Genomic DNA, 12,107 nt, shown 5'->3' on the forward strand with positions numbered 1-12,107 from the left:
CGTCGTGCCCGGCGCGTTTCCGACGGGTGACGTGTCGAGGCGCGCGGCGTGTCGCCGCGCCGACGCGCCGGGGTCGGTCGCCTACCGTGGACGGGGAGGAACGGATGGCTCGAGTCGCGGGACGCAGCGTCTGGATCGCATGGCCGGTCGGCGTGCTGTGCGCGGCCGTGGTCGCGGTGCTCGCGTTCCTCGCTGCGCCGGGGGTGCCCGGAGCGGTGAGCTTCGTCGGCGATACGCTGCGGGCCGGCTCCACGACGACGCCGTGGACGGACGCCCCGCGCGTCCCCGGGCCGGCCACCACGTGCCGTGACCTGTACACGCAGCCGATGTGGTCGGAGTTGGTGTGGTCGCCCGAGGCGCTGCTGACGCAGCGGCACAGCGCAGCCTCGTCGACACCCGAGGCGGTCGCGGCGGCCGCCGGCACGCCCGTCATCACCTGCCACTGGCGCGGCGAGTCGGGCCGGTGGCTGGAGACGAGCGTCGCCACGGTTTCGGCGGAGGGGGCTGCCGCCGTGGTGGCGACGCTGACCGGTCAGGGCTTCGCGTGCACGACCGCGGGGGACACCGAGCATTGCGAGCGCACGGCCGGAGACGTCGTGGAGGTGCACGACGTCCGCGGCGACCGGTGGGTGTCGTCGACCTTCGACGGATGGATGCCGGACGGGTACGTCGCGGTCGTGGCATCCCGCGCCTTCGGCGAGTAGTCTGAGGCGCCGTCCCCGGCACGCATAAACGCGATCCGCACGTATAAACACGGGGAGAACGCGTTTATGTGTGCGAATCGTGTTTATGCCTGTGACGACTCCCGGCCCCGCGGCCGTACCCCGCACCCGGCGCGCACGGACCCCCTCCGCGCCGGAGCGCCGCCCCGGCCGGGCGCGGTGACGCGTCAGCCGTAGATCGCGGAGATGATGCTCGCCGTGTAGCCCGTGGGGGCGAGGTTGGAGTACTGGGTGTCGATGAGGACGTCGTCGCGCCAGAACAGCGTGCGCCCGTCGTTGACGGCGTACGTGGTGTTGATCCAGGTCTTCTCGCAGCGGGTGCCGTCGTCGGGCGTGTAGCAGCTGAACCCCTGGGTGTTGACGAGGTCGTTGAGCATGTCGAGGGCGGGACCCCGGTCGATGCGCGTGATCGTGGTCATGAGGCCGGTCGTGTCGGCGCCGGGGTCACGCCAGATGCAGATGAGGGATCCATCGGGCTGGACGCCCGAGGGGCCCGCCGCCGGATCGTTCAGGGGGATGGACCCGAGCTGCGACAGCACGTCGGGCGTGAGGATCGCGCGGCAGTCGGTGGGGATCGCCGCCGGGGCGACGGTGGGGGTGATCGTGGGGATCGGGGTGCCACCCGGGGTGCCGGACGCACTCGGGGAGGCGGCGGTGGGCGCGGGCTCCGCGGTGCCCTGCTCGGGAGCGCACCCGCTCAGCGCGAGCGCGGCGGTCAGCGCGAGCACCGCGGCGAGGGCCGCAGCGGGGGGTCGACCGGTCATGTCGCCCACCCTAGGCGGACCCGCCGACACGGTCGAGACCGACACACGACGGCACGCCTCCGCCGCGCGGGCCGTGGCGCGGGTTAGCCTGGCGCCGCACCATATCTGCGCGCGTGAGGAGACCCCGATGAGCGACCCCCAGTCGTACGGCGACCCCGTCGACGAGCCCAAGGAAGAGGCGCACGACGTCGTCGGCCGTGCCCACGAGGGGCTCGCCGACGCCGAGGCCGCCCGCCGCGACGCGGTCGACCCGGAGGAAGCGGCCGCGGCCTGGAACGAGCGCGAGGGCGGTCACGACTCGGCGGCCCCCGCCGCCACGACCACCGTGCACGACGCCTCGCCCGTCGAGCCGCGCAGCCAGACCCCCGTCTCGGCTCCCGCCGCGCACCGTTCCGTCGATCTCGAGGACGAGGACGCCCGGTGGGCGGCCTACGCCGCGTCGGCCGAGCCGGAAGCCGGCGCTTCGCACACCGCCACCGCCGAGCCCGTGCGCGAAGAGCACCGTGCCGACGCCGCCCCCGCCGCGGGCGCCGCGGCAGCGGGTGCCGCGTCGGCGACCGCCGTCGCTCCCGCCTACGCGGACGAGACGCGGCCCGTCGGTGCCGCGCAGCCGATCTTCGTCCAGGCCCCCGAGGCTCCGCGTCCCCGGGGCAACCGCGGTGCGGCCGGTGCGATCGGTCTCCTCGCGACCCTCGTCTTCGCCGTCCTGTACCTCGCCGCGACCCTGGGCCTCGGGCTGCTGCTCGGCACGATCCAGACGTCCGACCTGGCAGACGCCGCACTGGCGGCCCTCACCACGTGGAGCCTCTGGGTGCCCACGGTGGCCTTCTTCGTGGGCTTCTGGTTCCTCGGCGCGATCATCAACCGCGGCGGATGGGGCCACTGGGTGGTGTGGGGCCTCCTGGTCGGCGTCATCAGCTGGGGCGGCTACCTCCTGGGAGCCCTCTTCGCCGCGCCGTTCTGGATGCTCACGAACCGCCAGGGCGTCGACCTCCTGCAGGAGAGCGTCCTCGCGCCGCTCGCCATCGTAGCCTTCGTCCTCGGCCGCGAGCTCACCATCTGGTTCGGGGCGTGGGTCGCCCGCCGCGGACGCCGCGTCACGGAACTGAACGACGAGGCGCAGCGCGAGTACGAGCGCACGCTCGAAGCCGGACCCCTGCTGGCCCGCTGAGACCGGATGCCATGACAGACGCGTCGCGACCGGCGGGGGTGACCCCGCCGGTCGCCGTCGTTTTCGCGACGGCCGTCTTCCTCGCGCTGGCCATCGCCGCTCTGGGCGTGGCGAGCCTTGCCCTCGACGCCGATGTGATCCCGGTGCGCGGGCTCGGGCCGCTGCCCGGGGTGGCGGGGATGCTCCTGGCCCTGACGGTGTTCGCCGGCGTGCTGCTGTGGGGCCTGCGAGCCGTCCCACCCGGTTACCTGACGGCGGTGCCGTGCGCGCTCGGTGCGTACGTGGGGGAGACCGTGGGGATCGCCGTCGGCGCTGCGGTCACCGGAGGTGACGCGGCGCGCGGGCTCGCCGCCGCGGGGGCGGTGGCCCTCGGGTGGCCGGGTGCGGTCGTCGCGGTCTCGGCCCTCGTCGCCGGGGCGTTCGGAGTCCTGCTCGTCCGCAGCGGCGGGGAGCGCCCGCACTGGCGCTGGGAGCGCGAAGACGACGAAGATCGCTGATCCGGGGGCCGTGGCATCCGCCGCTCGGGGGTCTGTCGCACTAGCGTAGGAGCGTGGAGCGGTCGCTCGAGACCCAGGTCGGCCAGGCGGTGGACGCCTGGCTCGCGTGGCTGCCCCGATGGGAGCCGGCGAATCATCGCGGGCGCGTCGCCCCGTGCCGTCGGTGCTTCGGTTCGCCGGTGCTGTCGGCGGCCGGCCTCGGGTCCGATGTCCCGCACGGCGTGCAGCACGGCCTCTCGACGCGCGTGAAGTCGATCGTCGACCACGCCGTCGCCGAGTACACGTCGCGGAACCTCCCGATGCTGCAGACCGAGCTCGACCAGCAGGCGGCCCGCAACCGCCGTCGCTCGTACCGTCCCGCCGAGGGCCTCGAGCCCGAGTTCGAGGGGATGCCGCTGGACCCGGAGCCCGAGCCCGGTGCGCCGTTCCTCTTCACGCTGACGGGTCTGGCCGCCGAAGAGGACGCCGCGATCCCCGCGCTCCCGCCGCTGTCGGATGCCGCGAAGGCGGCGCTGCGGCAGGAGGTCGGCCTCGCCGACGACTACGCCAACATGATCGGGCGGGAGGTGTGCGCGGTGCTGCTGCATCATCGGCTGCGCATCCAGGCGGCCGTGGCGGAGTACGTCGAGCCGCAGGTCGCGGCGATGCTCGACGATCTCTCGCGCTCGCTCGACGCCCCGTTCGATCCGCGCGACCCCGGACCGTTGGCATCCTGAGCCCTCTCCACAAGCCCGCGACCGGATCGGGGGGCTTTGTTAGAGTTGCCGGGTTGTCCGCGCGAGGTGTGGCGGACGCGAGTTCCGGGGAGGGGGCACAATGCCGCAGCGCCTGCCCTCGTCACCCCCGATCCTGCCGGGGCTCGCCTACATCCGACCCCTCGGTTCCGGTGGTTTCGCCGACGTCTTCCTCTACGGGCAGGACATGCCCCGTCGCGACGTCGCGGTGAAGGTGCTGCCGAGCGATGTCCGCGACCCCGACCTTCTGCGCATGTTCAACGCCGAGGCCGACGTCCTCGCCCACCTCTCGGCGCACCCCTCGATCGTCACGGTCTACCAGGCCGGGATCTCGGCCGACGGTCGGCCCTACATCGTCATGGAGTACTGCCCCGGTTCGCTCGCGCAGCGGTATCGGGTGGAACGGATGCCGGTGGCCGAGGTGCTCTCGATCGGGGTCCGCATGGCCGGCGCCCTCGAGTCGGCGCACCACGCCGGCCTCGTCCACCGCGACGTGAAGCCCAGCAACATCCTCGTGACGACGTTCGGAGCGCCGGTGCTCGCCGACTTCGGCATCTCGTCGTCGCTGGTGCGGCAGGGGGCCGACGAGATGCTCGCGATGAGCGTCCCGTGGAGCGCCCCCGAGGTCATCGCCGAGCAGACGGCCGGCACGGTGTCGAGCGAGGTCTGGAGTCTGGGCGCGACCGTGTACTCGCTGCTGGCCGGCCACAGCCCGTTCGAGCGACGCGAGCGCGGGCAGAACTCCCGCGAGCAGTTGCGCCGCCGCATCGCCCGCGCGTCCTACACCGAGATCGCCCGCGCCGATGTCCCGCCCGCGCTGCAGGCGGTCCTGGCACGGTCGATGTCGCGCAGCCCCGCGGACCGCTTCGCCAGCGCCCGCGAGGTGGGCGAGGCTCTGCAGAAGGTGCAGTCCGAGCTCGGGCTCCCCGCGTCGCCGCTCGAGGTGCCGGCGGCCGAATGGGCGCCCGCAGCGCGCGCGGTCGACTTCGCCGACGGCGCGCTGCGCGGCCCCGCACGCTCCCGGGTCGAGCGCGAGAGCGTCCGCAAGCTCCGCGACCCGTCCGGGGTCGCGGGCCTCGCCCGTGACGAGGACACCGACATCTCCGCGCCCACGCGTTCGGCCCACCGCGTCCTGCCGTGGGTGCTCGCCGGGGCCACCCTGGTCGCCTCCGCCGCGGTCGTCGTCGTGGCACTGCTGGCCACCGGGATCCTCCGATGAAGCGTCGGACCATCGCGGGGCTCACCTCGACCCTCGTCGCGGCGGCGCTCGTCGTCACCGCCAGCATCGTCTGGCCCGGTCTCGACGCGCAGGAGACCCCCGAGGTCGACACCGCGGTCTGGGCCCTCCAGACCGGCGAGGGGCAGCGCTACGCCCGGGTCAACACCACGGTCGGCGAACTCGACACGGTGCGCACCGCCGGCAACCCCAGCCAGGTCGCGCAGGGTCCGGAGGGCGCCTACCTCTTCACCGACGGCTACAGCAAGATCGCCCGCATCGACGAGGCTCAGCCGGTCGACCTGCAGGAGGAGCAGCTCGATTCCGCTCCCGACACCCCGCCGGGGACCACCTCGGTCGTGACGGCGGGCGACTTCGTCGTCTACCGCACCGACAGCGGAGCCCTGTACGCGAGTCGGCTCAGCCGGGCCGGGCAGTCGGTCACCGAGCTCGACCCGTTCGGGACCGCGGGCGACGAGGACGCGCGCACGTACACCGCGGATGCCGTGACCGTCGATGCCCGCGGCATGCTGTTCGCCTACTCGTCCGTGGACGCCTCGGTGATCCGGTACGACATCGAGGCCGACGAGCTGAAGGGGCGCGACGCCCTCGAGGTCGATGTGACCTCCCCGGTGATCACCGCCGCGGGGGATCAGTGGGTGCTCGTCGACGCCGACGCGGGCCGCGTGTGGGTGCGCGGCCACGACCCGGTCGACCTCGACACCACCGAGCAGCTCATCGTGGGCGACCCCGACCCGCGCGGCAGCTCCGTCTACCTCGCCGACGACCAGTCGCTGTGGAGCATCCCCGTCGACGGCGGCGAACCGCGGCGCGAGGTCGGCGCGGGCGGCAACGTGCTCGGGCAGCCGGCCAAGCCCGTGCAGCACGACGGAGTGGCGTACGCCGCGTGGCTCCTGCCCGGCGACGCCCGCGGAACCCTGTGGCGATCGGATGCCGGCGAGACCGATCTCCCCTACGGCGGGGCGACCATGCCCGATCAGCGCAGGCCCGTGTTCGTCGCGACCGACCACGCCGTGATCCTCAACGAGACCCGCACCGGATGGGTGTGGACCGTTCCGGACGGCACGCTCCTCGCGTCGAGCCAGAGCTGGACGCTCGACGACCGCACCGAAGAGGCCGCGGTCCAGAGCGAGGAGCAGCTGAGCGTCGTGCTCGACCCGAAGCCCCCGATCGCCGAGCCCGACAGCTTCGGCGTGCGTGCCGGTCGGCTGATCACCCTGCCGGTCCTGCTGAACGACCACGATCCCAACGAGGACGTCCTGAGCATCGTCGGCGAGAGCGTGACGGGCCTCGACCCCGGGTTCGGCAGTCTCTCCGTCACCGACGACGGTCAGCGGCTCGCGGTCCGGGTCGCTCCGGATGCCGCCGGCTCGGCGACGTTCTCGTACGCGGTGACCGACGGCACCGCCGCCGACGGTCTCACCTCCCCGTCGACGACGGTGACCCTGTCGGTCGCCCCCGACGATTCCAATGCCGCCCCGGTCTGGTGCGGTGTCGAGAAGTGCCTCCAGGCCTGGCCCACGCCCGAGGTCGCGCGCGGCGGCACCATCACCGTCCCCGTCCTCCCCGGTTGGGTCGATCCGGACGGCGACCCGCTGCTGCTGCTGTCGGTCGACAACCCGAGCGGCATCGGGAGCGTGGCATCCACTCCGGCCGGCGAGGTCGTCTACCAGCACTCCGACGACGGGTCCGGCGGCGAGCAGACCGTCCAGCTCGACGTGACCGTGGCCCACACCCGCGGCGCGACGACGACGAAGCCGCTGCTGATCCGCGTGGCGCCCGACCCGGCGCTCGCGGTGCAGTCCTTCGCGGTCGTCGACACGGCCGGCTCGGCACTGACGGTCGACGTCGGCCCCCACGTGACCGGCACGGCGGGCGACGTGACCATCGGTTCGGTCCGCGTCCTCGACGACGCGCAGGCGACCGCGACCGTCGTCGGCGGCACGACGACGTTCGACTTCTCGGCGTCGCAGCCGGGCGTCTACCGCGTCGACTTCACCGTCACCGGGGCCGGACGCGACGCCACCGGCACCGCGCGGATCACGCTGCTGCCCGGTGACGCCCCCGCCCAGCTGTCGACCGCACCCGTCGTCGCCTTCGTGCGGCCGCAGGAGGACGCCACGCTCGACGTGTTCGCCGCGGTGTCCAACCCGACCGGGCGCGTGCTCCTGTTGAGCGACGTCGTCGCGTCCGCGGAGGACGGCGCGTCCCTGACGGTCGACACGGTCGGCCAGAACGACCTCCGGGTCTCGGGATCCACCGCCGAAGGCGGCCCGGGTCTGCTCGGAACCGTCGCCTACACCGTCAGCGACGGCACCGACGACGAGGGTTCGCGCGTCGGCGGCGAGGCCACGGTCTACCTGCTCCCTCCCGCTCCCGAGATCGCCCCGATCGCCGTCGACGACACCGTCACCGTGCGCGCCGGTACCCAGGCCGACATCCCGGTGCTCGACAACGACGTGTCCCCGGCCGGCGGGCGTCCCACCCTCGACCCGGCATCCGTGCAGGCCACTCCGTCCGTGGACGGGCTGGCGTTCGCCTCCGGCGGTGTGCTGCGCTACCTCGCGCCGACGACGCCGGGATCCTACGAGGTGACCTATCGCGTCTACACGACGGGGACGCCGTCGCTGTGGGACGAGGCGACCGTGCGCATCACCGTCCTCGGTCCCGAGGCCAACCGCGCCCCCGTCCCCGACACGCTGCAGGGACGGGTCCTCAGCGGCGGCACGACGACCGTGCCGTTCCGCAGCTTCGGCGCCGACCCCGACGGCGACGCGGTGGTGCTCGACCGCATCGTGACGCAGCCCGATCGGGGGACCGCCTCGATCTCCGCCGACGGCTCCTCCATCGTGTACTCCTCCGTCGCCGGCGACCGGGGGCAGGTCTCGTTCCGCTACCGCGTGTCCGACCCCTCCGGCGCGACGGGCGAGGGAACGGTCCGCATCGGAGTCCTGGATGCCGAGGCCAACCCGAGTCCCATCACGTTCACCGACTACGTCCAGGTGCAGGCCGGCCCCGACAGCCGCATCCGCGTGAGCCCGCTCGCGAACGACATCGACCCCACGCAGGGCCGCCTGAAGCTCACGGGCGTGCGACCGGATCTGCCGAAGACCCTTGTGGACGGCAGCGACAATCCCGAGTACGCGCGGCTGGACGCGATGGTCGAGAACGTCTCCGAGACGGGGGTCGTGATCCGCGCCGGCGAGGCCTCCGCGACGATGTCGTTCCTCTACGACGTCGAGTCGGACTCGGGGAACACCGGGCGCGGCCTGGTCGTGGTCAAGGTCGTGCGGGAGAGCGTGCCCGACTATCCCGTGGTGTCCGACACCGTCCTCACGCTCGAGGACCGCGACCAGTTCGTCTCGGGCGTCGACGTGCTCGACGGCCGCGCGACCTGGTCGGGGGGCGATGTGGGCGACCTGCGCGTGTCGCTCTGGGGCGAGCCGACCGGTGTCCGCGTCGACGGCCGACGGGTCTCGGGAGAGCTTCCCGCCACGCGGCGCGTCATCCCGTTCGCCGTGACCGGTACCGTCGGCGGCCAGGAGGTCACGACGTACGCCTTCGTCCGGGTCCCCGGCGACGACGACCTCACTCTGGCACTGCGGCCCGGGTCCGCGCAGCGCGTCGACGAGCTGGCATCCGTGGAGTTCGACATGGCGGCCCTCGTCGCCGTCCCGCGGAGGGCGACCCTGGAAGTCGGTCCCGCCGTCACGACGACCGGCGTGCGCCCGGACGGACGCTGCAGCGTCACCGGCACCGTCGTCCGCTACGACGCGGGCAGCGGTTCGCCGTGGACCGACGCGTGCCAGGTGCCGGTGCGCGTCGCGGGCACGGAGGAGTGGACGGTGCTGTCCGTGCCGATCGGCGTCGTGGCGCGCGAGCCCCAGCCGGAGCTGCGTCCCGGCTCGCTCACGGTGGGACCGGGCGAGACGGCGACGTTCGACCTGCGCAACATGACCGGCTGGCAACTGGGTCGCGAGGACTGGGCCGGCATCCGGTACGCGCTCGAATACTCGGGGTCCGCGTTCTCGTCCGTGACGCTCGACGGCTCGATCATGACCGTCACCGGCGCCGACCGCGCCGTCCCGGGCAGCGAGAACGCCGCGATCGTGTCGGTGACGAGCCACAAGGCGGTCGCGCCCGGGCGTCTTCTGCTGCGCGTCGGTGCCGCCCCGTCGACCCTTCCGCAGGGCGGGACGACGACGCTGCAGTGTTCGCAGGCATCCGGCTCGAGCTGCACCATCGACGCGGTGGGGCTGCCGGGCGAGGTGAATCCGCTGCCGCGCACCCCGCTCGAGGTCGTGAGCGTGCGTCCCACGAGCGCGTGCGTCGGGGTCGGATTCGACGTCGTTTCGTCGGCGAGCGTGCGGGCCTCGTGGACGGCCGACGCGCCGGGCGCCACGTGCGCGGCCACGGTCACGCTCAAGGACGCCCAGGGGCGCTCGACGGCCGGGACGCGCGACGCCCGCGTGGTGCTGGATCTCCAGGGCTTCCCCCGCGCGCCCGCGAGCGTCCGCCAGACGGCCTACGCCGACGGATCGCTCACCTTGCGGATCGACCCCGGAGAGGCCCGACGGGCGTATCCCGCGCTGACCGGGTTCCGCGTGCGCTTCGGTGGGCAGGTCGTCGCCGAGTGCGGACCCGACGGGTCGTGCCCCTCGATCAGCGCCCCCAACGGGGAACAGCGCGAGTACGTCGTCACCGCGGTGAACGCGGTGGGCGAGTCGAGCGGCTCGGTGCGCACGAACGGGTGGGCGTACGATCCGCCCGCGCAGCCCCGATCCGGGGAGTTCACCCCCGTCGTCACGCGCGGTGGCGAGGGCAACGTCGCCGACCTCGTCATCCGAGGTGTGGAGTCCGCCGAGACCGGGCAGCTCGAGATCCGCAGCGCGGCCGGTGAGACGCGCACCGTCAGCGTGGGGCGCAACCAGAACGATGTGCGGGTCGACGGGTTCCAGGTCGGCAGCAACTCGAGCACGCAGATCACGGTCACCCCGACGTCGCGTTTCCAGGTCCCGGCGGGACTCGGCGGTTCGGCGCAGGGCGGCGCGCTCACCTTCTCGGCGCACGGTGTGGGGGCGCCGCTCGAGCCGAACATGACGATCACCTCGCGCTCCACCGGCGACGGGGTCTCCACCGTGACGGTCGAGGGAACCGCGCGGCAGAACGGCACCGACTCGAAGCTGCGGTACGGCATCGTCGAGGGCGGCTTCTGCCGGGTCGGCGACGACGGTCCGCGGCGCGACTTCCCCGGCAAGCTCGACGGCGTCGCGTACACCTTCACGTTCTGCGTCGAGTCCAGCTTCGACGGCACCTCGTACGGGTCGCAGAGCGTGACGCAGGAGTACCGCGTGGCCCAGGACACCGCCGCACCGCGCGGGTACACGTTCGAGGTGGCGGCGCGGCCCGACTACGCGGAGAACGGCTCCATCGCGAGGTGGCGCATCTCCGGCATCGACGAGGGCAGCAAGCCCCCGCGGTTCAACGAGGTCAGATACACCAACTTCGACGGCGACCGGTCCTCGGTCTTCGGTTCGGATCCGAACATCGGCGTGTACTTCCAGCACCAGATCTGGGGAACGACGTCCGAGACCGGTCGGGTCGCGCCCGCGTCGGGGAGTGCGCCGTACCAGGTGCAGGCGAGCACCCGGGTGGCATCCTGTGTCGCGGGCGAACGCCTCCAGGTGTCGTCGAGCTCGAGCAACGACCAGGCCGCGATGAGCCTCGACCGCGCGGCCGCCCGCTACACCGACAAGAACGGCAAGGTCCTCACCCCGCCCGAGGGGTCGGACCTGGTCCCCAAGGGCGCGACGACGGTCACCAACGTCCTGGTCACCGTCGACTGGTCCGCCCGCGGCTGGGGCCTCGACACCGCGGTCCTCGAGACGAGCGGCACGTGCCAGCCGGGTACCGCCTCGGACGATCCGTCCGCCCCCACCACCCCCTGACCCTCCCGATCCCCCCGACAGAGAGACGCACCGCCATGACGATCACCCAGGAGCAGGCGACCTGGTACGCCCAGACCTTCGCGCAGATCGCCGACAACGTCGAGCGCGCCGTGCTCGGTAAGCGGCACGTCGTCGAGCTCGTGCTGACGGCCATGCTCAGTGACGGGCACGTGCTCCTCGAGGATGTCCCGGGAACGGGCAAGACCTCGCTCGCGCGCGCGATCGCGCAGTCGGTGCAGGGGACGAACACCCGCATCCAGTTCACCCCCGACCTGCTGCCGGGCGACATCACCGGCATCACGGTGTACGACCAGAAGACCGGCACCTTCGAGTTCCACGCCGGCCCGATCTTTGCCAACATCGTCCTGGCCGACGAGATCAACCGCGCGAGCCCGAAGACGCAGTCCGCCCTGCTCGAGGTCATGGAGGAGGCGCGGGTCACCATCGACGGCGTCTCGCGCGAGGTCGGCGTACCGTTCCTCGTTCTGGCGACGCAGAACCCGGTCGAGCAGGCGGGAACGTACCGGCTGCCCGAGGCGCAGCTCGACCGGTTCCTGCTGCGCACCTCGCTCGGTTACCCCGACCACGCCGCCACCGTCCGCATCCTGGACGGCGCTCCGGTCGCCACCGCGGATCTGCGTCCCATCATCACGCCGCAGGCGCTCGTCGGCATGGCCGACCTCGCCGCGAGCGTCTACGTCGACGCCCTGGTCCTCGACTACATCGCCCGGATCGTGGATGCCACCCGCTCGGCCGACGAGGTCCGGCTCGGCGTCAGCATCCGCGGCGCGCTCGCTCTGACGCGGGCGACGCGGGCGCGCGCCGCGGCGCAGGGGCGCACCTACGCGACACCCGACGACGTCAAGGCGCTGGCCGTCGCGGTGCTCTCGCACCGTCTGATCCTGCACCCCGAGGCGGAGTTCGACGGTGTCACCCAGGAGGCCGTCGTCGGGCAGGTGCTCCTGGACACCGTGCCCCCCACGCAGCGCGAGAGCGCCTGAGTCGTGCACGCCCGCCCGATCCTCCGCCACCGA

8 protein-coding genes are annotated in these 12,107 nt (G+C 73.0%); 7 read left to right on the plus strand and 1 reads right to left on the minus strand.

Translation table 11 applies throughout. From position 1 onward, the window contains the following. The first annotated feature begins 104 nt into the window (after positions 1-104). Complete coding sequence (locus tag QM517_RS11215) at positions 105-704, plus strand: hypothetical protein (RefSeq protein WP_283287486.1); 600 nt, start codon at positions 105-107, stop codon at positions 702-704. 185 nt (positions 705-889) lie between these two features. Here QM517_RS11215 and QM517_RS11220 read toward each other — a convergent pair whose 3' ends face one another. Then, positions 890-1,486: a hypothetical protein gene (locus tag QM517_RS11220; RefSeq protein ID WP_077050679.1), complete on the minus strand. Its 597-nt coding sequence runs from the start codon at positions 1,484-1,486 to the stop codon at positions 890-892. A 127-nt stretch (positions 1,487-1,613) separates the two neighbouring features. Between QM517_RS11220 and QM517_RS11225 the strand changes: the two genes are divergently transcribed. The 6 genes from QM517_RS11225 (at position 1,614) to QM517_RS11250 (ending at position 12,074) form a co-directional block, all read left to right on the plus strand. After that, positions 1,614-2,657, plus strand: coding sequence for a hypothetical protein (locus QM517_RS11225; RefSeq protein ID WP_077050678.1), 1,044 nt, complete (start codon positions 1,614-1,616; stop codon positions 2,655-2,657). Positions 2,658-2,668: 11 nt separating this feature from the next. Continuing rightward, the gene (locus QM517_RS11230; protein WP_283287488.1) at positions 2,669-3,154 is read left to right on the plus strand and encodes a hypothetical protein; all 486 of its coding nucleotides are present in this window, start codon (positions 2,669-2,671) and stop codon (positions 3,152-3,154) included. 53 nt (positions 3,155-3,207) lie between these two features. Next, entirely contained in the window at positions 3,208-3,870 is a 663-nt protein-coding gene (locus QM517_RS11235; RefSeq protein ID WP_077050676.1) for a spermidine/putrescine ABC transporter substrate-binding protein, read from the plus strand. Positions 3,871-3,970: 100 nt separating this feature from the next. After that, positions 3,971-5,107: a serine/threonine-protein kinase gene (locus tag QM517_RS11240; protein WP_283287490.1), complete on the plus strand. Its 1,137-nt coding sequence runs from the start codon at positions 3,971-3,973 to the stop codon at positions 5,105-5,107. Then, positions 5,104-11,073 carry an Ig-like domain-containing protein gene (locus QM517_RS11245; protein ID WP_283287492.1) on the plus strand — a complete coding sequence of 1,990 codons (5,970 nt, stop codon included), beginning with the start codon at positions 5,104-5,106 and terminating at the stop codon, positions 11,071-11,073. Before QM517_RS11240 ends, QM517_RS11245 begins: the two co-directional genes overlap by 4 nt. 35 nt (positions 11,074-11,108) lie before the next feature. After that, positions 11,109-12,074 (plus strand): AAA family ATPase, encoded by a 966-nt coding sequence (locus QM517_RS11250; protein WP_077050673.1) that lies wholly within the window; start codon positions 11,109-11,111, stop codon positions 12,072-12,074. The last annotated feature ends 33 nt before the right edge of the window (positions 12,075-12,107 follow it).

The organism is Microbacterium sp. IEGM 1404 (genome assembly GCF_030056775.1).
Lineage (GTDB): Bacteria > Actinomycetota > Actinomycetes > Actinomycetales > Microbacteriaceae > Microbacterium.

Bases quoted from the DNA above. Each gene is read 5' to 3' on its own strand.
- QM517_RS11215 (WP_283287486.1), top strand. From the start codon at position 105: ATGGCTCGAGTCGCGGGACGCAGCGTCTGGATCGCATGGCCGGTCGGC.
- QM517_RS11220 (WP_077050679.1), bottom strand. From the start codon at position 1,486: ATGACCGGTCGACCCCCCGCTGCGGCCCTCGCCGCGGTGCTCGCGCTG.
- QM517_RS11225 (WP_077050678.1), top strand. From the start codon at position 1,614: ATGAGCGACCCCCAGTCGTACGGCGACCCCGTCGACGAGCCCAAGGAA.
- QM517_RS11230 (WP_283287488.1), top strand. From the start codon at position 2,669: ATGACAGACGCGTCGCGACCGGCGGGGGTGACCCCGCCGGTCGCCGTC.
- QM517_RS11240 (WP_283287490.1), top strand. From the start codon at position 3,971: ATGCCGCAGCGCCTGCCCTCGTCACCCCCGATCCTGCCGGGGCTCGCC.
- QM517_RS11245 (WP_283287492.1), top strand. From the start codon at position 5,104: ATGAAGCGTCGGACCATCGCGGGGCTCACCTCGACCCTCGTCGCGGCG.
- QM517_RS11250 (WP_077050673.1), top strand. From the start codon at position 11,109: ATGACGATCACCCAGGAGCAGGCGACCTGGTACGCCCAGACCTTCGCG.